Here is a 22,725-nt window from a genome sequence, read left to right on the forward strand (position 1 = left end):
AATGCGCAGGTGACCCGTTTTTATATCGACTGGCATTCCATTGCCTGCTGATCTATCGAAAGGAGGTGGTATTTACCGTTTTGTCAGCCGAGCCACTGGGCGTTATGACGAAAGAATATGAATCAGCTACCGGTGCGAATCTTGTTCCAAACCCGCGTACGCACCCGGTCAATGTTCAGGGGCATTGCCTCCAGCGCGAACAGCTTGCCCATCATTTCCGGGCTCGGATAAACCTTGGTGTCGTTCTTGATCGTCGGGTCGATCAGGCTGTCGGCCTGTTGGTTGCCGTTGGCGTAGTGCACGTAGTTGCTGACACCGGCCATGACGTCCGGGCGCAGCAGGTAGTTCATGAAGGCGTAGCCGGCCTTCTCGTCCGGTGCGTCGACGGGCATGGTAACCATGTCGAACCAGATGGCGGCGCCTTCCTTGGGAATCGAATAGCCGATGTCGATGCCGTTGTTGGCTTCCTTGGCGCGGTTCTCAGCTTGCAGGATATCCCCGGAGAAGCCGACCGCCACGCAGATGTCACCGTTAGCCAGGTCGCTGGTGTACTTGGACGAATGGAAGTAGCTGACATACGGCCGGACTTTCAGCAGCAGCGCTTCGGCCTTTTTATAGTCTTCCGGGTTTTTACTGTGGTGCGGCAGGCCCAGGTAATTCAGTGCGGCGGGCAACAGTTCCGGGCCATTGTCGAGTATGGCAACGCCGCACTTTTGCAGCTTTTGCATGTTCTCGGGTTTGAAGATCAGGTCCCAGGAATCCACGGGCGCGTTATCGCCGAGCACGGCCTTGACCTTGGCGATGTTGTAGCCAATGCCGGTGCTGCCCCACAGGTACGGAAAGCCATGCTCGTTGCCCGGATCGTTGGTCTGCAACGCCGTGAGCAACACCGGGTTGAGGTTCTTCCAGTTTGGCAATTGAGACTTGTCGAGTTTCTTCAGCGCGCCCCCTTCAATCTGCCGCGCCATGAAGTGGTTGGACGGGAAGACCACGTCGTACCCGGATTTACCGGTCATCAACTTGCCGTCGAGGGTTTCGTTGCTGTCGTAGACATCGTAGGTAAAGGCGATGCCGGTTTCTTTCTGGAAATTTTTCGTGGTGTCCGGGGCGATGTAGTCCGACCAGTTGTAGATTTTGACCGTCTCGGCCGCGTGGCTGAGGGTTGCGACAAGTGCAAGTGGCGCCAGTGTCAGGGTCAGTGTCTTTCGGATCATGAGTCGATTCCTGTAGGGGCTTTTGTTATTGGCAGGCAATCAGAAGATCAAAAAATCAATACGTAGGTCTTGCGCACGGTTTCCTGGATATCCCAGATGCCGAGGCTATTGGCCGGCAACATCAGTGCGTCGCCGGCTTCGATGGTGAGGGTTTCACCGTCGTCCGGGGTGAAGGTGCAGCGACCCTGGATGAAGTGACAAAATTCCTGGGCGACGATCTGCCGACGCCAGCGTCCGGGCGTGCATTCCCAGACACCGGTTTCGACGCCATCATCGCGCTCGACGCTGGTGGTCGAGGCCACGGCCACCGGTGTTCCCAGTGGCACGGCAACCGGATTGGACTCTTCAAGCTTCAGGGTGGCGGTGTTCTTGAGTTGCGTGATGCTCATGGGCGTACCTGTCGATGGAGAAAGCGCTGTTTTAGTGCATGAAACCTTCCATGAACCCCGCGACCCCGCTGGCCAGTTTTCGGCGCCAGGGGGCGGTAGCCGGGTTGGCCAGGGTCTGGTCTTCGTGGACGAAGCTGCGGATGATCGCGTTGTAACCGAGCCAGCGGCAGGGCTCCGGCTCCCAGGCCTTGAGCGTGTCGAGCCCGCCCTGTGGCATGACCCAGGGCTGGTGGACCAATTCGGTGTCGCGTTCGAGAATCAGGTCGGCAAGGGTCCGACCGCCCAGGTTGCTGGCCCCGACACCCTCCCCGCCATAACCGCCAGACAAGGCGATACCGCTGGCGTGATCACAGAGCATGTGCGGCTTGAAGCGCCGCGACATGCCCAGGTTGCCGCCCCAGGCATGGGTAATCCGCACATTCTTGAGCTGCGGGAAGAGCTCGCTGAACAGATAGCGCCGCAGTTCCACTTCATGGGTGGTCAGGTCGAAGTCATGCCGCAGCTTGCCGGCAAACTGGTAGCCGCCCCGCGCGCCGAAAACCAAACGGTTGTCGGCGGTGCGTTGGCCGTAGGTCACCTGGCGGCTGCTTTCGCTGAAGGCCTGGCCGCGATTCAGGCCGATTTCGTCCCAGGTCGCGGCGGACAGAGGCTCGGTGGCAACGATCAGGCTTTGCACCGGCATTTGATAGCGACCCAACGGCGGCAGCGTCGTGGCGTAACCTTCTACCGCCGGGACAATCCAGCGACTGCGAACCGACGCCTTGGCCGTGCGCAAACTCCCCGACTGCCACTGCGTGACCGGGCTGTTTTCATAGATCTTGACCCCCATTTTTTCCACCGTGCGTGCCAAACCTCTAACCAACTTTGCCGGGTGAATGGTCGCGACGTGCGGTGCATAGATACCGCCATAAGGCTTCGCCACTCTGATCTGTTGCGCCAGTTGTTCGGGGCTGAGCCAGCGGTAGTCACTTTCGGTGAGGCCCTGGCGGTACAGATCGTCCAGATAGCGTCGCAGACTGGTTTCCTGCTCGGGGTAGCGGGCGGCGCAGTAAAGCACCCCGCCCTTGCGATAATCGCAGGCGATGCCGTCACGTTCGATGACAAGTTCTACTTCATCAGGGATGCTGTGCAGCAGGTCGAATGAGGCGCGGCGTTGTTCGGGGGACAGATCGGCGAGTAACCGGTCTTCACCAAGGATATTGCCCATCAGCCAGCCGCCGTTACGGCCTGAGGCGCCAAAACCGGCGGTTTGCGCTTCGACAATCGCAATGTTCAGGCCCGGCGCCTGACGCTTGAGGTAATACGCGGTCCAGAGCCCGGTATACCCGGCGCCGATGATGGCCACGTCGACGTCCAGGTCGCGTTCCAGCGTCGCACGCGCCGCTAGCGGCTCGTCGAGTTGATCCATCCATAAACTGATAGTGCGCCACGCCGACATGCCAGACTCCGCCACTCAAACTTCGATGGCGTCGATCCTAGTGCTTGGGCTCAGGGGCTGTCTTGCGCGCGGGCACGCAAGGAAATTTGTTTGGCGTAGGCCTTGGGCGAGAGCCCCGTGTGCTGGCGAAAACAGGTGTAAAACGCCGACAGCGAATTGAACCCCGCGGCAAACGCCAGTTCGTCGATACGCAGCGGTGGCGTCGCCGTGTCCAGCGTGCCAAGCAGATGCTGCAGGCGCGCCTGGTTCACATAGCGATAGAAACTCTGGCCCAGCACTTGATTCAACAGGTAGGAAATCTGGTTGCGACTGTAACCGCACTCCTTTGCCACGCGTTGCAGGTCGAGTTCTGGGGCCAGATACGGCTGCTGACGCTGAAAATACTGCTGCAAATCATCGGCCATGAAACTCAACTGGCGCGGGGACAGCCCAAGTCGACTGACCGCCGGACGCAGGGTTTTAGTCGCCGTGCTGGACGCCTGCTCGTGGACCAGCGTCGCGTATTCGTTGACTCGCCAGATCAACCCGTCGCGGACTGTGATCGCCTCGCTGGTGTGGAAGGACACCAGCCCCTCACCGCCCCGCAACGTCATTCGGTACTGGATAAACGCGGTATTGCCGTCCAGGCGAATTCGGTCCGAGTGTTCCAGCGCTTCGTCCGGGTTGCGCGGCATGCTGACGCGCACGTACTCACGCAGTTCGTCGAGCCCCATCACGCGATTCTGGAAGAAATCGTGGTACTGGATGTCTGGGTGATAAAGCGCTATGACGCCGTCCAGGTCGCGGTGCTTCCAGCACAAGTGGTAGCGCATGACCGTCTCGCCCGTGGCGCGGGTTTGCTGCGGCCCATCATCATCGGGGTGCATAAAGGTCTCGACGGGAAAACGCCGAGCTTGCCGAAGTTCTGCACTGGGTTCAATGGCTGAAATGCTGGCGCGGCAAGCCTCCATGCGAGCAAGGACATGACCTCGGTCATGAAAACTCGACTAACCGCCCAACGGCTGAAAAAAAACACATGGTTTTCACATACCGATGCTACTTTTAAAGGCAGTCACCGGTTGAGCCATTGAAGGCTCTTCCCTCCTAACATGAGCTAAAGGAAGCGCTCGATGAAGAAGGCGGGCAACATATGAATAAAGGGTCTTTCAGCAAAGTCACGTTTCCAAACGCCTGCCAGCTGATGCGCTGGCATTTTCATCCCATGGGATTTGAGGCGAGTATGGACGCACCGGGCAGCATGATCGCCCGGCTGTTTGATCGCGCCAGTGGCGAGACCATGATTGCCATTGCCGGTATCCCTTGTGCAACCGTCATGAATGCGGCGGATGTCGAGCGAATCATTGAAGCCGTCGAGGATGAACTTGAGGCATTCGTTCCATCTGAGGCCCTCAAAAGCTATGCCTGAAGGCTGGTTACCCACTAAAAAGCCCACTTGATGTGGGCTTTTTAGTGGGTGCCGAACAGGGTTACACCGTTTTCTGACCGACCCGATGATCGGCGAAAAACGCTTTGCCGCTGCCGATCCGGTCTGATGCCTTGGGCATATTCACAGCCGTGTCCTGCCCCTCGACATACCAGTAGCAATGACTGACAGCCCGGGTGATGCCGACGTAAGCCAAGCGCAGGATCTCGTCCTTTTGCGCGCTGTCATAGGGCTCGCTGTCACCGGTTTTGCCGAGTCCGGCCATCCGGTACACCTGGTTTTTGTATGGTGAACTGGTCAGATGTTGGCAATCGCCGAGCAAGAACACCGCGTCAGCCTGCAAGCCTTTGGCGCTGTGATAGGTCAGCTGTTTCAGTCGTCTTGTTTCATAAGGTAAGCTCGAATCAACATTAACTACAGGCTGAATATGTTGTTCTATCAATAACTTATCGCTACTTTTTCGATACAGCATTAAGATTGAATCACCCTGTCGATAATGCTCCATCAAGCGTTGGGCCATGCCCTGATCATCCCGATCCAAAACGTTTACCGGCAACAGCGCTTTAGGCTCGCCGCTGGCTTTGGCTTTCTTACCCGCGATGGCCGGCGCCGCGCGAACGATATGCTCGGCAGCGTCGATGATGTGTTGATGGCTGCGATAGTTATCGCTGAGCATGACTTTGGTGGTGCTGGGCGACCGGAATTCTTTGTTGAATTCCATGAAGTAGGTCGGCGAACTGCCTCGCCAGCCGTAAATGGACTGCCAGTCATCCCCCACACACAGCAGAGATGAGCGCTGCGCACCCCGCCCAACGTGCATCGCCGGGCCTCGACTGCGGATCTCAGTCAGGCTGGCGCGAATCCACGAGACGATTTGGGGCGAAACGTCCTGAAACTCGTCGATCATCAGGTGTGAGAGTGGCCGCAGCAGTTCATCGCTGAGCAGCTTCAGGTTTTCCGGTGAGTGCTCGCTGAACAAGGCGAACATCCGGTTGTAGGTCATCACCGGTGGTTTCTGATCGAGCAGATGATCTTCCAGCGCTCGCCAGAACAGGCTCAAGGCCTCGAAGAAGAACCGGTCGGGGTCGTCCTTGGCGAAACTCATCTGGCCAACAGCGCTCGGGACATCCAGGCCGAGGTTTTCGATAAATCCGGCTGCTGCGACAAAACAGTCGAGTAACGGAGCGGAAGCGAGCTCACCTTTAACCTTGTAATCAAAGCCAGGCCCGGCGCTGGCATCGCCTGCCAGCGAGGCCAATACGCGCTTCGACGATTCGTAACTATCTAGCCATATCAATGGTTTACGGCAGAAAGCTTGAAACAGGGTGCGCTTTACTGCCCATTCCGCCCGGACGCTCAACTTGGCATTCGGGCGGCAGACCTGCGGATTTTCCCGAGGATCAAACCCCAGCACGACCCACGCATCGAGGCTTGGGATGTAGCCGTGGCAATGGAACGTCGCGCCATTGATATCGAAGGATTGCCGATTGGGCTCGATGCCCTTGATTGGCCAGGCACCCGCGCGAAACCACAGGTCTTCAATGGCGTCGCACAGTTCTTCATCGCGCTTGGCCGCCAGCTCGGTCACGGCCACGCGTTTTTGCACGTCGGGGTGGTCGCGCTCCAGCTCCTTGAGCTGCAAGGCATGGCGGGACAAAGGCTTGATCAGCTCGCGAAAGCGTTCATCACGGGTATGCAACTGGTGATAACAGGCATTGAGCTGCTGGCGTTGAGCGTCATTAATTCGCAGGTCGAACGGATTGCTGTCGACGTCTTCATCGGCGTTATGCACGCGGCTGCTGAGGTTTTCGAAGGCTTGCAGGCGCTCGAACCCCGGGAGGCTGCGAACCATCGGCAGGATTCGTGAATGGAAGGTGCGCACCAGATCACGCGCCTCTTTAAGGCTCAGTGGCCGGCCCCACACCGCAAACAGTTCGATCAGCTTGTTAATGAAGTCTTTGCGCGACTCGCGGGTAAAGGTCACGACGGTCATCGAATCCAGTTCGAAGCCCAGATAGTGGGTCAGCAACAGGATACGCAGCACCAGCGTGGTCGACTTGCCGGCGCCCGCCCCGGCAATCACCGACGTCGATGGCGTGTCGCTGAAGATCATCTTCCACTGCGCAACGCTGGGCTGAGCATGAGATGGCAGCAGCCGGACAACATCGGCCTTCATGCGCTTCTTCAGCTCCGCACTTAATGGCAGGCGCCAGTCATCAAACAGGTTGTCATCGACGTTGGGCGGCCGATGCTCGGTTGAGCGCGAATCGCGGATCAACAACACTTGCCGGCCTTGCTCCAGCCCTTCGTCCTTGCCTTCCTTGAAGCCGTAATCAAACCCCGCGCTGTGACCGCTGCGAAAACCGTCTGCTTGCCCGTGTAACCAGGAAGCGCGGTGTTGCGCACGCAGTCGGGTCAAGCCATGACCAAAGAACCGGGCGGCCAAGCGCTTGAGCAACGGCATCTCGGCCAAGGGACGAAGTTCGGGAGGAAGATCGGGGGTGTGTTGCGGCACGCGGGCTGACTCCAGGGTGTGAGGCTGATGCGGGGTATGGTGTCTGCATTTGCCCTTGAGTTCTAGTGAAATGCTTACAGGTCATTGGCTTATGCAATGAAGTGAAGGCTGGATGAGAACGTTACGAGCCTATATAACATCGATAATTTCGATGGCAATGCGGCATTTTTTACGCTTTTTATCGATCAGTGCCTGATAGATCATGCTCGCCATTAACCCCTTTCAGGAGACGATCATGCTCGAACTCAGACCCTTCAACTCCCTGGGCGGCGCCCATCATGGCTGGTTGGATGCTCATCACCACTTTTCGTTCGCCGAGTACCATGACCCAAAGCGCATGAACTGGGGCAACCTGCGGGTGTGGAACGATGATGTGATTGCCTCCGGCACCGGGTTTCCAAAACACCCGCACCGGGACATGGAAATCATTACTTACGTCCGTGAAGGTGCGATTACTCACGAAGACAATCTGGGCAACAAGGGCCGCACCGAAGCCGGCGACGTTCAGGTCATGAGCGCTGGCACCGGTATCGCTCACAGCGAGTACAACCTGGAAGCGACGCCCACCAAGATCTTCCAGATCTGGATCATCCCCAACGAATCCGGGCTTGCTCCGTCCTGGGGGGCCAAGCCGTTTCCTAAAGGTGATCGTGAAGGTTTCGTGACGTTGGCCAGTGGCAAGTCCGGCGATGATCAGAGCCTGCGCATCCGTGCTGATGCTCGGTTGGTAGCGGCGAACCTGAAGGCCGGCGAATCTGCCGAGTATCGTCTGGACAGTGGACGTCGCGCTTATCTGGTTCCGGCCACTGGCGTCATAGAAGTCAATGGTTTACGTGCGCAAGCTCGAGACGGGATTGCAGTGGCCGATGAACAGGTGCTGCGAGTGACCGCGATCGAGGACAGCGAAATTGTCTTGGTTGACTTGGCGTGATGCAGTAAACGCCGAAAAAAAAGGGGCGACCGTGATGGTCGCCCCTTTTTGCTGTCTGGATTACTTGGCTGCGATTGCGCCATCCACCAGCGTTTGAGCCTCTGCCACCAGTTGCTTGAGGTGGTCATCGCTCACAAAGCTTTCAGCGTAGATCTTGTAGATGTCTTCAGTGCCCGACGGACGTGCCGCGAACCAGCCATTTTCAGTCATGACCTTCAGGCCGCCAATCGCCTGGTCATTCCCCGGCGCATGGCTGAGGATGCTCTGGATCGCTTCGCCCGCCAGTTGAGTCGAAGTGACCTGATCCGGCGACAGCTTGCTCAGTAGGGCTTTCTGTTCAGGGTTGGCCTTGGCATCCACACGCACCGAGAACGGTTCGCCGAGTTCATCGGTCAACGCGCGATAAGCCTGGCTTGGATCGCGACCGGTGCGGGCGGTCATTTCTGCTGCCAGCAATGCCGGGATCAAACCGTCCTTGTCGGTGCACCAGACGCCGCCGTCCTTGCGCAGGAACGAGGCACCGGCGCTTTCTTCACCGCCAAAACCCAGAGAACCGTCGAACAAACCGTCGGCAAACCATTTGAAGCCCACCGGCACTTCATACAAACGACGGCCCAGACGCTTGGCCACGCGATCTATCAAGCCGCTGCTGACCACGGTTTTGCCCACCGCCGCATCGGCGCGCCATTGCGGACGGTTCTGGAACAGGTAGTCAATCGATACCGCGAGGTAGTTGTTCGGAGCCAACAAACCACCGGACGGCGTAACGATGCCGTGACGGTCGTGATCCGGGTCGCAGCCAAACGCAACGTCATAGCGATCTTTCAGACCGATCAAGCCTTGCATCGCGTGAGTGGACGATGGGTCCATGCGGATCTGACCATCCCAGTCGACGGTCATGAAGCGGAAGGTCGGATCGACCTGCGTGTTGACCACGTCGAGGTCCAGACGGTAGTGCTCGGCAATCGCCGACCAGTAGCGCACCCCTGCTCCGCCCAATGGATCAACGCCCAGACGCAGCTTGGCATCACGGATGGCGTCGAAGTCGATCACGTTGATCAAATCGGCCACGTAGGTGTTCAGGTAATCGTGACGATGGGTCGTGCTGGCTTTCAGCGCCTGCTCGTAGCTGATGCGTTTGACGCCAGCGAGTTTGGCGGCCAGCAGTTCGTTGGCCTTGGCTTCGATCCACTTGGTGATGTGGGTATCGGCCGGACCACCGTTGGTAGGGTTGTATTTGTAGCCACCGCTTTGCGGCGGGTTGTGCGACGGCGTGATGACGATACCGTCCGCCAGACCGGAAGTCCGGCCACGGTTGTAGCAAAGAATCGCGTGGGAGATGGCCGGGGTCGGTGTGTATTCATCCCCTTCGGCAATCATCACGGTGACACCGTTGGCGGCCAACACTTCCAGGGCGCTGGCACCGGCTGGGGTGGACAGTGCGTGGGTGTCGATCCCGACGAAAAGCGGTCCGTTAATGCCTTGGGCTTCGCGGTACAGGCAGATCGCCTGGCTGATCGCCAAAACGTGCCATTCGTTGAAACTCAGGTCGAACGAGCTGCCCCGGTGTCCGGAGGTGCCGAAGGCCACACGCTGGGTTGAGATGGCTGCGTCAGGCTGGCCAGTGTAATAGGCCGTTACCAGTCGCGGGATATCGACCAACAATTCTGCCGGTGCCGGTTTGCCCGCAAAAGGACTGAGTGTCATGCAAAACCTCTGAAGTTGAGTGGTTCAGGAATTGGAAGGCAGTTTACTGACAGTTCGACCGCAACGCGATGTTATAGATCCATGACGGTTGAGGATGTTTGCCCGCCTCGCTCAATCGATCGCCTCCAGACGCAAGGCATCCCCCAGCAAACCCAACGCTACGCCAAGGTCATGCTCGCCACCGAAGGTATGGCTCAGCCGCAAATGCTGCTTATGCAGCCCGCGCAAGCTGAATAATTCCCCCGGTGCCACCACTACCTGCTGTTTGAGCAGGCGGTGGAACACGCCGCGAACATCGACCTGACGCAACGAGCGCACCCAGATCGTCGCGCCGCCTTGGGGGTCGACGAAGTGCAACGCGTCTGCCAGTCGTTCCTCCAGCAATTGAGTCATCTGTACTTTGCGTTCCTTGAGTAGCCGGCGCAGCACCAACAAGTGCTGATCGATGCGTCCATTGTTGTACAGGCGTGCGATGGCCTTCTGACGAATCGGCGACAACCGGAACGAGCGAAGCAGAAAATGCCGCTGCAGTTCACCTCGCAGTTGCCGCGAAAGTACATAGCCGTAAGGCGCTTCAGGCCCGATAACCTTCTCGAATGTGGAGAACACGATCAGTCGGTCCGGGTCCAGCAAATCTCGGAACCGTGGGCCAGCGGGTTCAAATTCGAGATCGCCGTAACAGTCGTTCTCCAACACCCAACTGCCGTGCCGCGCCAGCAACTGCGCAATTGATAGCCTGTTGCTTTCATCGACCACACTGCCGCGCGGCATGTTCAGGCCGGATGACAACATCACCAGTCGAACGGGTTCGGTCTCCAGCAGCGTTTGCAGATGATCAAGGTCCAGGCAGCCATCGGCTTGCAATGACACCTCAATGACCTTGACGTCGAAGTCCTGAAACAAGCGCAAAATCGTCCAGTCGCACGGTGACTCCACCACGACCGTGGCGTCCTTGAGGCAAAGCACCGCGATCAATATTTCCAGCACACCCCGCAGATCAGCACCGATGTAGACATCGTCGGCGTGCCAGCAGCGTGTCGGAGATGAGGTATATCGTGCCGCCAGGGCTGCGCGCAGCTCCCGTTCGCCACAGGGTTGAGACGTCGGTTGCGGCTGGCGCGGATATTGGCGCAACAGTTCTCTCTCCAGCAGCAACAGCGGGCTGTCCAATGGCTGCAGCAATGCGGGTTCATCAGCGCTCAACACCAGCATTCCCGGGCGCCTGGCATTCACATAAACCGTCTCCAGCAGGTCATTGCCGCTGCACGGTGGCCGGATGAATGACACCGGAAGTGCGTAATAACCGGATTTGGCCACCGAATAGACGCGTCCTTCCTTTTCCAGCAGCGAATAAGCGTACTGAATGGTCGATATCGACACGTTCAGACGCTCCGCCAGCTGTCGTAATGAAGGAAGCCGCACGCGTGTGTCGCTGACCGGTTCGCTGATCAGATGGGTCAGGTAGCGATACACCGCCTGATAAGCGAAGTCGGTTTCTCGGGGGCCTTTCATGAGCGATGACCGCACACGATGGGCGCAGCCCGATGCATCCGGGTGGGCGTCATCAAGCGAGGCACTTTCAACGTCCCGTTGACCGTTCGCCCGTCACGACGTCAATCACCCTCGTATCGGCTTGCAGACCCGTGCCCGCAGTCCCGCCACTGGCCACCGGCCCCATGCGATACAGCGTACCGATCAGACTGACGGGCAGCCCGCTGACGTCGACCATCCATTGCAACACCTGTTCGGGTGCAGGCTTGCCCTGCATCGCGCGGTGCAGTTCAGGCAGCGCCACGAGCATGCCGGGATGGCATTGACGCAGAAAGTGCTCAAGCGATGCGCCGCTCTCGACAAACGGCGCGAACAGTAAACACACCAGTTGAGCTTCGTTCATGCTGAGGCATCTTTGGGCCTCGGCCGCCGCCAGTTCACGCTGATCAGGATTGCCATAAGCCTGCAATGCCTGCTCGTACGCGTACTCCGGGAGTTGCTTGCGACGCATCATGACCAATAGCCGCTGGACATAGTCAACAACGCCGGCTTCATAGGTCCGACCGTGAACGAAACAGGCTTGTAGCCCACGCAGATGCGCAGAAATCGAAAAGCTCACGTATTCGTTATCACCCGGCTGAGTCGTCAGCTCGTCAGGTTGGAACTTGAGGAACTCTGTGAGCAGCGGCCAGCGCTCCTCCAGATTGCTGACCAGCATGTCGTGGATGTCGATGAATGTTGCGCGGCGACACGCCTCAAAACGCTCTGCGGGACGCCACGCCGGCTGATCGTGGCCAGGGTAAAACTCGCGATAGCAGTCGCTGCCCAGCGCATCGAGCCGTGCGAAGAGCTGCTCGTAGCTGATCTCTGGCTGATCCGACATCGCGAAGCCCGCCTTCGCCGCAGCACGGTTCAATCCATCCATGAACTGCTTTTGCTGGCGAGGTGAATCGCTGCTGACCAAGGCATCAACACCGCGGTCCCAACGGGCAATTTGCCCATAGAACTCACCGGTTGCCAAGTACCCGTCATCCCACAGGTCAAGGGAACCGTGCCAGGTTCGACGGTGACCGACCATCAACAGATTGAGGCGATTTGATTCGCGACCGCCTTGGGAGATCGGCACGGCGTGATTGAACGGCAGGACCTCGCGGTTATCGACCATCAGCACTTCAACCCGTGGATCGTCGTAGAGAAACAAGGCGCTGCAGCTGCGGTGGATGTTTTCAAGCGCCGTCGAGGCGGTGCCATTCGAGCGCAAGGTCGCCACACGTAGCTGGAAGGTCGCTGGTGCGCGCCCGGCGATGCTCAATTGCGCGGCACGCAGCAACGCCAGGGTGTAACAACTGTCACGGCTCCCGGACTGGATCGTCAGCACCTTGAACTCGCCAATACGCTCCATGCCACCGGCGGCGACCACCACGCGCTGAATCATCAGCTGCAATGCAGTGCGCTCGGCCCGTGAGAAGAAACTCAGTAATCGCTGCAGTACTTGCTGATAAACATAGTTCATTGCCTGATCATGGGTATTGGTCATTATTGTTTACCTGTTACTCATAGGTTCGATGTCACGCAAACAACGCTATGCATTGCGCAATCGGTTGCCTGTCATGATTAGAGTGTTGTGCCTGATATCAAATGCTAACACTTAGTTTTTAGTCATTATTTGAAATGATTGGAGCCGACCGTTAATCCTCTTGGTAGTCGCGCGGCCCTAAGCCCCACAGGCCGGGCATCAGGCAACGACCTGAGACGTCCTAGGAAATATCCGACAACGTCCCACAGACAAGTAGCACGATAAATAAAGAAAGAAACCACCTTTGATTTTTTGGCAAGTGATCGATAACGCATTAATAGTTGAGTTTGTATTGCCGGAGCGCATTGAGAATTATCTGCCCGATACCTGGCCATAGCTCATTCCTTGAGATGAAAGTAATCATTCAATTATCGGGGCTTATATGATGATTAGAAGATACAGATTGAGGGCAAAAACCAGTTCAGTTGCTGAACGGCCCCATCAGGATTGACGGGCGCCTCATGTTTTCAGAGGGGGAATGAACAAGTCCGTGCAAGCACGGACTTTTATTGGGGCGTGTTACGCAGGTTCAACCTGTAGGGCCACCCGCTCGCGGCATGGGCATTCGTCCATATAGCGGTGCGCCTCGACAAACTCGGAAAACGGGAAGACCCGAGTCTTGAGCGGCAGCAGCACACGGTCAGCGGTCATCTGGTTGATGTCACGCAAGGCGCGTTGCAGTGCGACCTCGTCCTGAATGATGCCCAGTTCCGGCTTACCGGTGAAATTGCCGATACAGTGCACAAAGAACTGAATGTTCTTCTGGAACGCTGCACAGGCCGGAAACGGTGTCTGGTTGCCGCCTTGCAAGCCGTACAACACCAGGCTGCCACGCGGCGCGAGCACATCGCCCAGCAACGACATCTGCGGCCCGCCCAACCCATCGAACACCACATCCACGCCGCGATTATCGGTGATTTTGTTGATCCGCATGAGCAGATCTTCTTCTTCGGTGACGATGACTTTCTCGGCACCCAGAGCCAACAGGTTCTCACGCTCTTCCGCCGATTTGGTGGCGGCAATCACACGTACACCCAAGGCTTTGCCCAGTTGTACGAATGAAGGTCCGGCACAATGGCTGGCGTCAGTCACCAGCACGAACTGCCCGGGTTTGATGCGTGCCAGATCGACGTAAGCGAAGTAAGCGATCAGCAACGGCGTGTAATGCACGGCCGCTTCGATCGGATTCAGCACATCCGGATACCGGGTCAGTGCCGAGCGCGGCAGAACAATCTGCTCGCCGTACACGGGATAGTCATTTGGGCTTTGGGACGGGAAGCTGGCGACCTTGTCACCGACTGCCAGGTCATCGACTCCCTCGCCGAGCGCCGTCACGACGCCGGACATTTCCTGGCCGAGGCCGGAAGGCAGGCGAGCGTGAGACGACGCCAGGTTCTGGCGCCAAAGCGTGTCATACCAGCTGATGCCAATCGCCTCGACACGCACCTGCACTTCGCCCGGAGCAGGAAGTGCGGCCGCATGCTCTTCGCATTTGAGCACCTCGGCTGGACCAAACTTGTGAAAACGGATCGTGCGGGACATCGCAAACCTCGTCAAAGTAACCTCTAATGCCCTGAACTCTATCTGGGCTTTCTACCCAAGACTATCAGTGGCTATTAATAGTCGACATGCCTGTCATTGATTCCGCAGCACCGGCGACACCATCAAATGTCGTGAAAATCGAAGCGGCCCTTCAGGAAAAACTGAATTACACGGTGCAGAGTAGCAGCCTTTCCCCGTAAGATTCATGCCGGCCATTGTTCTCATATGGCCGCTCTCGTCAAGCTTGATGACTCTGCCAGGACTCCAGATGAATCGTAATGACCTGCGTCGTGTCGACCTGAACCTGTTAATCGTTTTCGAAACATTGATGCACGAACGCAGCGTAACCCGCGCTGCAGAAAAACTGTTTCTCGGCCAGCCGGCCATCAGTGCGGCGCTTTCACGCCTGCGCGGGCTGTTCGATGATCCGCTGTTCGTGCGCACCGGTCGCAGCATGGAGCCGTCTGCACGGGCGATAGAAATCTTCGCCCTGCTCTCCCCCGCGCTGGACTCGATTTCTACAGCCGTCAGCCGTGCAGCGGAGTTCGATCCGGCCACCAGCACGGCGGTGTTCCGCATTGGTCTGTCGGACGATGTCGAGTTCGCCCTGCTGCCGATGCTGCTTAAGCGCCTGCGTGCGGAATCCCCCGGGATCGTGCTGGTGGTGCGTCGCGCCAACTACATCCTGATGCCAAGTCTGTTGGCTTCGGGTGAGATTTCCATCGGCGTCAGCTACACCGCCGACCTGCCGGCCAACGCCAAGCGCAAAGTGCTGCGCCGCAGCATGCCCAAGCTATTGCGCGCCGACACCGTGCCGGGGCCGTTGAGCCTGGATGACTTCTGCGCCCGACCGCATGCATTGGTGTCGTTCGCCGGTGACCTGAGCGGCTTTATAGATGACGAATTGGAAAAGCTCGGGCGCAAGCGGCATGTCGTGCTGGCGGTGCCGCAGTTCAACGGGCTGAGCACACTCATCAGTGGCACCGACATTGTGGCGACCGTGCCGGATTACACCGCTGAAGCGTTGACAGCGGCTGGCGGTGTCCGGGCTGAAGACCCGCCGCTGCCGGTGCGCAGCTTTGAGTTGCACATGGCCTGGCGTGGGTCGCAGGATAATGATCCGGGCGAGCGTTGGTTAAGGTCGCGGATTCAGATGTTCTTTGGGGATCCGGATAGCCTGGCCTGATCCTGAGTTTGTGTTGAGGCTCGCGGCCTCTTCGCGAGCAAGCCCGCTCCCACATTGGAATGCATTTCCCTGTGGGAGCGTGGCTTGCCCGCGATGGCCACGACTCGGTCCCAAGTCTGTCCTTTGCATTCCCTGCAACACTGAATTGTCATCAATTCAATTGATCACTGTTTAGCCAAAGGTGCATGCTAGAGAGCTCGCCCGAGCCTCATATCATTCCGAATGATAGTTACCTTCGCTTCATTCGATTCGTGAGATACACCCTCGCCGCTCATCATCCGTCCATTCTCAATACATTGGCGGATGCATCCATGGAACAGTCACTCAAACATTTGCGCTTCCCATTGGCCATGTTGGCCGTACTGGTGATGAGCGCCTGCGGCAAGGCGCCGGAGTCTGCCGCGACCATGCCCGCGGCGAAGGTCAGCGTCGCCAAGGTGCTGGAACAACCGATCAACGAGTGGGACGAATTCACCGGGCGCCTTGAAGCTCCGGAAACCGTAGAAATTCGACCACGGGTCTCCGGTCAGATTGATGACGTGGCGTTCACTGAAGGCGCACTGGTCAAGAAAGGTGACTTGCTGTTCCAGATCGACCCCCGTCCGTTCCAGGCTGAGGTCCGCCGCCTCGAAGCCCTGGTTGCCCAGTCCCGCGCCAACGCCACCCGCAGTGAAAACGAAGCCCAGCGCGGCGAGCGTCTCCGTACCAGCAACGCGATCTCCGCCGAACTGGCCGATTCGCGTACCAGCGCCGCTCAAGAAGCCCGCGCCGCTGTCGGTGCCCTGCAAGCGCAACTGGATCTGGCCAAACTGAACTTGAGCTTCACCCGCGTCACGGCGCCAATCAGTGGGCGCGTCAGCCGCGCGGAAATCACCGCGGGCAACCTGGTGACCGCCGACACCACGCCGCTGACCAGCGTCGTTTCCACCGATAAGGTCTACGCTTACTTCGACGCTGACGAGCGTGTATTCCTCAAGTACACCCAACTCGCTCGCCAGGGCAAACGCGGCGCCACCACCCCGGTTTACATGGGCCTGTCCAACGAAGACGGCAACCCGCACCAAGGCGTGATGAACTTCGTCGACAACCAGGTCAATCCGAAAACCGGTACCATCCGTGGTCGCGCAGTCTTCGACAACGCCGATGGTAGCTACACCCCGGGCCTTTATGCGCGTCTGAAACTGGTCGGTAGCGGCACTTACTCCGCCGTGCTGATAAACGACGAAGCCGTTGGTACCGATCTGGGGAAAAAATTCGTGCTGGTGATGGATGCCGACAACAAAACGGCCTACCGCGCCGTCGAACTGGGACCGAAGATCGAAGGTTTGCGCATCGTGCGCAACGGCCTGAACAAGGATGACACCGTCATCGTCAAGGGTCTGCAACGGGTTCGCCCTGGCTCGCCGGTCACCCCTGAAGTGATCCCGATGGCCAGCGAACAAACCCTCGCGGCCCTGGCTCAACAACGACAAGCGCTGGAAGCCAGCAACCTGCCCCAAGTCGCACCTGCCAAGGTCGCGCCGGGTGAGGTTGTGAAACTGGCTGCTGCGACTCCACGCGGTTAAGGGAGCAACAACTGCGATGAATTTTTCCCAATTCTTCATTTCACGGCCGATCTTCGCAGCGGTGCTGTCGCTGCTGATCCTGATCGCCGGCGCCATCTCGCTGTTCCAATTGCCGATCAGCGAATACCCGGAAGTCGTACCACCCACCGTTGTGGTCCGCGCCAACTTCCCGGGTGCCAACCCTAAAGTCATCGGTGAAACCGTGGCCGCTCCGCTGGAGCAAGCCATCACCGGCGTCGAGAACATGCTGTACATGTCCTCGCAGTCCACCGCTGACGGCAAGATCACCCTGACCATCACCTTCGCGCTGGGCACTGACCTGGACAACGCCCAGGTGCAGGTGCAGAACCGGGTGACCCGTACCGAGCCGAAACTTCCAGAAGAAGTGACGCGCATCGGTATCACTGTCGACAAGGCTTCGCCCGACCTGACCATGGTTGTGCACTTGACCTCGCCGGACAAACGCTACGACATGCTTTACCTGTCCAACTACGCCCTGCTGAACATCAAGGATGAGCTGGCGCGTCTGGGCGGTGTCGGTGACGTGCAATTGTTCGGTATGGGTGATTACTCGTTGCGCGTCTGGCTCGATCCGAACAAGACCGCGTCACGTAACCTGACCGCAACCGATGTGGTGAGCGCGATTCGTGAGCAGAACCGTCAAGTGGCCGCCGGTGCACTGGGCGCTCCACCTGCGCCTAATGCCACCGCGTTCCAGCTGTCGGTCAACACTCAGGGTCGTCTGGTTTCTGAAGAAGAGTTCGAGAACATCATCATTCGCTCCGGCGATAACGGTGAAATCACCCGCCTGAAAGACATTGCCCGCGTTGAGCTGGGCTCCAGCCAATATGCACTGCGTTCGTTGCTGAACAACCAACCGGCGGTGGCGATCCCGATCTTCCAGCGCCCGGGCTCCAACGCCATCGAGATCTCCAACGAAGTTCGGGCGAAGATGGCCGAACTGAAGAAGAACTTCCCGGAAGGCATGGACTTCAGCATCGTCTATGACCCGACGATCTTCGTGCGCGGTTCCATCGAGGCGGTGGTTCACACCCTCTTTGAAGCACTGATCCTCGTTGTCCTGGTAGTGATCCTGTTCCTGCAAACCTGGCGTGCCTCGATCATTCCATTGGTGGCGGTGCCGGTTTCGCTGATCGGTACGTTTGCCGTGATGCACCTGTTCGGCTTCTCGCTGAACGCCCTGTCGCTGTTTGGTCTGGTACTCGCCATCGGTATCGTGGTCGATGACGCGATCGTGGTGGTGGAGAACGTCGAACGAAACATTGGACTGGGACTGACACCGGTCGAAGCCACCAAGCGTGCCATGCGTGAAGTGACCGGCCCGATCATCGCGACAGCGCTGGTACTGTGTGCGGTGTTTATCCCGGCGGCGTTCATTTCAGGCCTTACTGGCCAGTTTTACAAACAGTTCGCCTTGACCATTGCGATCTCAACCGTGATCTCGGCGTTCAACTCGCTGACCCTGTCGCCGGCACTGGCTGCCGTCTTGCTGAAAAGTCATGACGCGCCGAAGGATCGTTTCTCCAAGGTCCTCGACAAGATCTTCGGTGGCTGGTTGTTCCGTCCGTTCAACCGTTTCTTTGACAAGGCCAGCCATGGTTACGTCGGCACCGTGGGCCGGGTTATCCGCAGCAGCGGCATTGCCTTGCTCCTGTACGCAGGCTTGATGGTGTTGACCTTCTTCGGTTTCGCCCACACCCCGACCGGTTTCGTACCCGGCCAGGACAAGCAATACCTGGTGGCCTTCGCTCAATTGCCGGATGCGGCGAGCCTGGACCGTACCGAAAACGTGATCAAACGCATGTCCGACCTGGCCCTGAAACAGCCTGGTGTGGAAAGTGCGGTGGCCTTCCCCGGCCTGTCGATCAATGGTTTTACCAACAGTCCTAACGCCGGCATCGTGTTCGTGACCCTGAAACCGTTCGACGAGCGCAAGGACCCGAGCATGTCCGCTGGTGCCATTGCCGGTGCCTTGAACGGCCAGTTCGCCGGGATTCAAGAGGCCTACATGGCGATCTTCCCGCCCCCGCCGGTACAAGGCTTGGGCACCATTGGTGGTTTCCGCCTGCAAATCGAAGACCGGGGCAACCTGGGCTACGACGAGCTGTACAAAGAAACCATGAACATCATCAACAAAAGCCACAACGTGCCGGAACTGGCCGGCCTGTTCACCAGTTACACCGTGAACGTGCCGCAGGTTGATGCCGCCATCGACCGGGAAAAAGCCAAGACTCACGGCGTGGCCGTCAGTGACATCTTCGACACCCTGCAGATCTACCTGGGTTCGCTGTATGCCAACGACTTCAACCGCTTCGGTCGTACCTATCAGGTCAACGTTCAGGCTGAACAACAATTCCGCCTTGAACCGGACCAGATCGGTCAGCTGAAAGTGCGCAACAACAAAGGCGAAATGATCCCGCTGGCGACCTTCATCAAGGTCAGCGACACCTCGGGGCCGGACCGCGTGATGCACTACAACGGCTTCATCACTGCTGAAATCAACGGTGCAGCAGCCCCGGGCTACAGCTCTGGCCAGGCCGAAAAAGCCATCGAGAAACTGCTCAAGGATGAACTTCCTAACGGCATGACCTACGAATGGACCGACCTGACCTACCAGCAGATTCTGTCCGGCAACACCGCGCTGTTCGTGTTCCCGCTCTGCGTACTGCTGGCGTTCCTGGTACTTGCGGCACAGTACGAAAGCTGGAGCCTGCCATTGGCGGTGATCCTGATCGTACCGATGACGTTGCTGTCGGCCATTACCGGGGTGATTGCTTCGGGCGGCGACAACAACATCTTCACCCAGATCGGCTTGATCGTACTGGTGGGGCTTGCGTGTAAGAACGCGATCCTGATCGTCGAATTTGCCAAGGACAAACAGCAGGACGAAGGCATGAGCCCGCTCGCCGCGGTGCTGGAAGCTTGCCGCTTGCGTCTGCGTCCGATCCTGATGACCTCGTTCGCGTTCATCATGGGTGTTGTGCCTCTGGTGTTCTCCAGCGGTGCCGGTGCCGAAATGCGTCACGCCATGGGTGTGGCGGTGTTCTCCGGGATGCTCGGGGTGACCTTCTTCGGTCTGTTGCTGACGCCAGTGTTCTACGTATTGATTCGTAACTTTGTGGAGCGCGGTGAAAAGCGCAAAGCGGCCAAGGCGCTGAATCTTCAAAAGCAACTGGAGTCGCAATAATGAGCCTGAAAGCCTTCCTGCCGAGCCTGCTGGTCCTGGCCCTGAGTGCCTGTGCCGTAGGCCCGGACTACAAGACTCCAGTCACTGAACCGGCCCATATCACCACTGCTACCGATGGCGCTGCCGGCCAGAAAAATTTCGATCGCTCGCACTTCGAAGGCATCTGGTGGCAGCAGTTCGAGGACCCGACCCTTAATCAGTTGGTGACTCAATCGCTGCAAGGAAACCGTGATTTGCGTGTGGCCTTCGCCCGCTGGAAAGCGGCCCGGGCGATTCGCGATGACATCAGCAATGACGCCATGCCGACCATCACCAGCCGGGCCAGTAGCGCTCTGGGCAAGGCGCAAATCCCGGGTGAGACCACGAAACGGGTCAACATCGAACGCTACGACCTGGGCCTCGACATGGCGTGGGAGATCGACCTGTTTGGCCGTATCCAGCGCAACCTGGAATCGGCCAACGCCGAGCAGCAAGCCATCGAGGCTGATCTGTACCAACTGCAAGTCACCATGATTGCCGAACTGGTGGATTCCTACGGCCAGCTGCGTGGTGCGCAACTGCGCGAAAAAATCGCCTTGGCTAACCTGGAGAACCAACAGGAGTCGCGCAAGATCACCATCAGCTTGCGTGATGCCGGCGTCGGCGATCAGTTGGACGTAGAGCGCGCCGATGCGCGTCTGGCGTCCGTCGAAGCCAGCGTGCCGCAATTGCAGGCCGAACAGGTTCGGCAGAAAAACCGTATCGCCACCCTGCTGGGTGAGCGCCCGGACAAGCTGACTGTGGACCTGGGTCCAAAAAACCTGCCGGCCATCGCTAAAGCGCTGCCGATTGGCGATCCCGGTCAACTGCTGCAACGGCGTCCGGACATCCGCAGCGCCGAGCGCAAACTGGCGTCTGCCACCGCCCGTATCGGCGTGGCCACGGCTGATTTGTTCCCACAGGTCAACCTCAGCGGTTTCCTTGGCTTTACGGCAGGACGGGGTTCGCAAATCGGTTCCTCCGCAGCAAACGCCTGGGCATTGGCCCCAAGCATTACTTGGGCCGCGTTTGACCTGGGCAGTGTGAAGGCCCGTATACGCGGTGCGGATGCGGACGCCGAAGGCGCACTGGCCAGCTACGAGCAGCAAGTGCTGTTGGCACTGGAAGAGTCGGAAAACGCGTTTAGCGATTACGGTAAACGTCAGCAACGCTTGATCTCACTGATTCGTCAGAGCGAGTCGAGCCGTGCCGCCGCCGACCTGGCCGAAATTCGCTACCGCGAAGGCACGGCGGACTTCCTCGTCCTGCTGGACGCTCAGCGCGAGCGACTGGCGGCCGAAGACACTCAGGCACAGGCCGAAACTGATCTGTATAGCGGCATTGTCGCGATTTACAAAGCCCTTGGCGGTGGCTGGCAACCGGAGACAGTCGCCAGCAAGTAAATTGTTAAAGAGCTCCTTTGGTTGGTCGCAACCAACCCATTTTTTAGCCCCGCGCCTCATTCGGTCGCGGGGTTTTTTTTCGCCTGCTGATCCTCCAACCCACCACAATCCCCTGTAGGAGCCGAGCTTGCTCCGGCTCCTACAGAGGGGTTAGCGGTTATCTCGGGTATTGCGGTTTTCGAGGACGGTTACGGTGGCGGTTGTACCGGCGCGCAGGAGGTTTTTGCCGGCATAGTCATCATCAATCTTTATTCGTACCGGCACCCGTTGCGCCAGTTTGACCCAGGTGTAGCTGGGGTTGATGTTGGCCAATAAGCGGCCACCGGGGAGGTTTTCCCGGTCGGCGATGGCGAAAGCGATGCTTTGCACGGTGCCACCAAAGGATTCGCCGCTCATCAATTCGATGTCGACCCGGTCACCCTCTGCGATTCGCGGCAACTTGGTCTCTTCGAAGTAACCGCTGACATAAAACGAATCGCTGTCCACCAGTGCCAACAACGGGCTGCCAGCGGAGGCATAGTCGCCCTGACGGGTCAGCAAGTTGGTGACAAAACCGGTGACGGGCGATTCGACGCGAGTGCGCTGCAAGTCCAGTTCGGACTGGGTCAGTGCCGCGATGGCCAGTTGCACGTTGGCTTGGGCCAAAACGAGGATGGCCTGGTTACGGAGCAGATCGGCCTCTGCCACGGACACTTCCGTGCTGGCTTTTTCCCATTCTTCGCCAGAGACGGCCGAGCGCTCCTTCAGCGTACGCCGCCGATGTTCCTCACTTTGCCGCTGTTTGAGCAGCGCTTCGCTCGCGACGATCGCTGCCTGTGATTGTCCTAACGAAGCTTTCGCCACTTCCACTGACCGTTTGGAATGCTCCACTGCCAGGGTGTACCGAGCCGGGTCGATTTCCAGCAGCAACTGGCCTTTCTCGACATGCTGGTTGTCTTGGACACCCAGCTTGACGATGCGCCCCGAGACATCGGCAGACAACGTCACCACGTCTGCGCGAACCCGTGCGTCCCGGGTCCAGGGAGCACGGGTGTAATGCTCCCAGGCAAACCAGCCCAGAATGAACGCCAGCAGGACAATGATGAGAGTGGCGAGTCGGGGAAGGATCTTCTTCATGGC

Annotated in this window: 16 protein-coding genes; 6 read left to right on the forward strand and 10 right to left on the reverse strand. The window is 58.5% G+C overall.

Translation table 11 applies throughout. The features are described 5' to 3' along the window. Positions 1-122: 122 nt before the first annotated feature. The 4 genes from EAH78_RS17835 to EAH78_RS17850 are packed head-to-tail and all read right to left on the reverse strand — an operon-like array spanning position 123 to position 3,907. Positions 123-1,214, reverse strand: coding sequence for a polyamine ABC transporter substrate-binding protein (locus EAH78_RS17835; protein ID WP_140668668.1), 1,092 nt, complete (start codon positions 1,212-1,214; stop codon positions 123-125). A 47-nt stretch (positions 1,215-1,261) separates the two neighbouring features. Further along, the gene (locus EAH78_RS17840; protein WP_140668669.1) at positions 1,262-1,603 is read right to left on the reverse strand and encodes a cupin domain-containing protein; all 342 of its coding nucleotides are present in this window, start codon (positions 1,601-1,603) and stop codon (positions 1,262-1,264) included. 31 nt (positions 1,604-1,634) lie between these two features. Beyond that, on the reverse strand, positions 1,635-3,041 hold the full coding sequence (locus tag EAH78_RS17845; protein ID WP_140668670.1) for an NAD(P)/FAD-dependent oxidoreductase: 1,407 nt from the start codon (positions 3,039-3,041) through the stop codon (positions 1,635-1,637). Between the two features lie 50 nt (positions 3,042-3,091). Continuing rightward, positions 3,092-3,907: a helix-turn-helix domain-containing protein gene (locus EAH78_RS17850; protein ID WP_140668671.1), complete on the reverse strand. Its 816-nt coding sequence runs from the start codon at positions 3,905-3,907 to the stop codon at positions 3,092-3,094. A gap of 263 nt (positions 3,908-4,170) precedes the next feature. On the opposite strand from EAH78_RS17850, the gene EAH78_RS17855 reads away from it, so the two are divergent. Next, positions 4,171-4,446 carry a DUF1652 domain-containing protein gene (locus EAH78_RS17855; RefSeq protein WP_140668672.1) on the forward strand — a complete coding sequence of 92 codons (276 nt, stop codon included), beginning with the start codon at positions 4,171-4,173 and terminating at the stop codon, positions 4,444-4,446. 61 nt (positions 4,447-4,507) lie between these two features. On the opposite strand, the gene EAH78_RS17860 is transcribed toward EAH78_RS17855, so the two are convergent. Continuing rightward, the gene (locus EAH78_RS17860; RefSeq protein ID WP_140668673.1) at positions 4,508-6,979 is read right to left on the reverse strand and encodes a UvrD-helicase domain-containing protein; all 2,472 of its coding nucleotides are present in this window, start codon (positions 6,977-6,979) and stop codon (positions 4,508-4,510) included. Between the two features lie 235 nt (positions 6,980-7,214). On the opposite strand from EAH78_RS17860, the gene EAH78_RS17865 reads away from it, so the two are divergent. Next, positions 7,215-7,910, forward strand: a complete 696-nt coding sequence (locus tag EAH78_RS17865; RefSeq protein WP_140668674.1) for a pirin family protein — start codon at positions 7,215-7,217, stop codon at positions 7,908-7,910. Positions 7,911-7,970: 60 nt separating this feature from the next. Here EAH78_RS17865 and pgm read toward each other — a convergent pair whose 3' ends face one another. From pgm to EAH78_RS17885, 4 genes are all read right to left on the reverse strand, one after another. Continuing rightward, positions 7,971-9,617: a phosphoglucomutase (alpha-D-glucose-1,6-bisphosphate-dependent) gene (gene pgm, locus EAH78_RS17870; protein WP_140668675.1), complete on the reverse strand. Its 1,647-nt coding sequence runs from the start codon at positions 9,615-9,617 to the stop codon at positions 7,971-7,973. A gap of 111 nt (positions 9,618-9,728) precedes the next feature. Beyond that, positions 9,729-11,129: a PLP-dependent aminotransferase family protein gene (locus EAH78_RS17875; protein ID WP_140668676.1), complete on the reverse strand. Its 1,401-nt coding sequence runs from the start codon at positions 11,127-11,129 to the stop codon at positions 9,729-9,731. Between the two features lie 67 nt (positions 11,130-11,196). Then, a complete protein-coding gene (locus tag EAH78_RS17880; RefSeq protein ID WP_240051894.1) occupies positions 11,197-12,645 on the reverse strand; it encodes a hypothetical protein in 1,449 nt (482 codons plus the stop codon). A 558-nt stretch (positions 12,646-13,203) separates the two neighbouring features. Further along, on the reverse strand, positions 13,204-14,226 hold the full coding sequence (locus tag EAH78_RS17885; protein WP_140668678.1) for a zinc-dependent alcohol dehydrogenase family protein: 1,023 nt from the start codon (positions 14,224-14,226) through the stop codon (positions 13,204-13,206). 268 nt (positions 14,227-14,494) lie between these two features. Between EAH78_RS17885 and EAH78_RS17890 the strand changes: the two genes are divergently transcribed. The 4 genes from EAH78_RS17890 (at position 14,495) to EAH78_RS17905 (ending at position 21,606) form a co-directional block, all read left to right on the forward strand. Further along, complete coding sequence (locus EAH78_RS17890) at positions 14,495-15,412, forward strand: LysR family transcriptional regulator (protein ID WP_059182990.1); 918 nt, start codon at positions 14,495-14,497, stop codon at positions 15,410-15,412. 311 nt (positions 15,413-15,723) lie between these two features. After that, complete coding sequence (gene mexE, locus EAH78_RS17895) at positions 15,724-16,977, forward strand: multidrug efflux RND transporter periplasmic adaptor subunit MexE (protein ID WP_059182991.1); 1,254 nt, start codon at positions 15,724-15,726, stop codon at positions 16,975-16,977. A gap of 16 nt (positions 16,978-16,993) precedes the next feature. After that, entirely contained in the window at positions 16,994-20,185 is a 3,192-nt protein-coding gene (locus EAH78_RS17900) for an efflux RND transporter permease subunit (RefSeq protein WP_140668679.1), read from the forward strand. Further along, positions 20,185-21,606, forward strand: a complete 1,422-nt coding sequence (locus EAH78_RS17905) for an efflux transporter outer membrane subunit (RefSeq protein ID WP_140668680.1) — start codon at positions 20,185-20,187, stop codon at positions 21,604-21,606. The genes EAH78_RS17900 and EAH78_RS17905 overlap by 1 nt, the downstream gene beginning before the upstream one ends. Positions 21,607-21,756: 150 nt before the next feature. Here EAH78_RS17905 and EAH78_RS17910 read toward each other — a convergent pair whose 3' ends face one another. Beyond that, the gene (locus EAH78_RS17910; protein ID WP_140668681.1) at positions 21,757-22,722 is read right to left on the reverse strand and encodes a biotin/lipoyl-binding protein; all 966 of its coding nucleotides are present in this window, start codon (positions 22,720-22,722) and stop codon (positions 21,757-21,759) included. Positions 22,723-22,725 lie beyond the last annotated feature (3 nt).

Origin of the sequence: Pseudomonas arsenicoxydans, from assembly GCF_006438915.1 — a bacterium.
GTDB classification, from domain to species: Bacteria; Pseudomonadota; Gammaproteobacteria; order Pseudomonadales; family Pseudomonadaceae; genus Aquipseudomonas; species Aquipseudomonas arsenicoxydans_A.

Coding starts and splice junctions, on each gene's coding strand:
- mexE (WP_059182991.1), top strand. CDS start 15,724: ATGGAACAGTCACTCAAACATTTGCGCTTCCCATTGGCCATGTTGGCC.
- EAH78_RS17910 (WP_140668681.1), bottom strand. CDS start 22,722: ATGAAGAAGATCCTTCCCCGACTCGCCACTCTCATCATTGTCCTGCTG.
- EAH78_RS17850 (WP_140668671.1), bottom strand. CDS start 3,907: ATGCACCCCGATGATGATGGGCCGCAGCAAACCCGCGCCACGGGCGAG.
- EAH78_RS17900 (WP_140668679.1), top strand. CDS start 16,994: ATGAATTTTTCCCAATTCTTCATTTCACGGCCGATCTTCGCAGCGGTG.
- EAH78_RS17885 (WP_140668678.1), bottom strand. CDS start 14,226: ATGTCCCGCACGATCCGTTTTCACAAGTTTGGTCCAGCCGAGGTGCTC.
- EAH78_RS17905 (WP_140668680.1), top strand. CDS start 20,185: ATGAGCCTGAAAGCCTTCCTGCCGAGCCTGCTGGTCCTGGCCCTGAGT.
- EAH78_RS17875 (WP_140668676.1), bottom strand. CDS start 11,129: ATGAAAGGCCCCCGAGAAACCGACTTCGCTTATCAGGCGGTGTATCGC.
- pgm (WP_140668675.1), bottom strand. CDS start 9,617: ATGACACTCAGTCCTTTTGCGGGCAAACCGGCACCGGCAGAATTGTTG.
- EAH78_RS17840 (WP_140668669.1), bottom strand. CDS start 1,603: ATGAGCATCACGCAACTCAAGAACACCGCCACCCTGAAGCTTGAAGAG.
- EAH78_RS17865 (WP_140668674.1), top strand. CDS start 7,215: ATGCTCGAACTCAGACCCTTCAACTCCCTGGGCGGCGCCCATCATGGC.
- EAH78_RS17845 (WP_140668670.1), bottom strand. CDS start 3,041: ATGTCGGCGTGGCGCACTATCAGTTTATGGATGGATCAACTCGACGAG.
- EAH78_RS17890 (WP_059182990.1), top strand. CDS start 14,495: ATGAATCGTAATGACCTGCGTCGTGTCGACCTGAACCTGTTAATCGTT.
- EAH78_RS17880 (WP_240051894.1), bottom strand. CDS start 12,645: ATGACCAATACCCATGATCAGGCAATGAACTATGTTTATCAGCAAGTA.
- EAH78_RS17835 (WP_140668668.1), bottom strand. CDS start 1,214: ATGATCCGAAAGACACTGACCCTGACACTGGCGCCACTTGCACTTGTC.
- EAH78_RS17855 (WP_140668672.1), top strand. CDS start 4,171: ATGAATAAAGGGTCTTTCAGCAAAGTCACGTTTCCAAACGCCTGCCAG.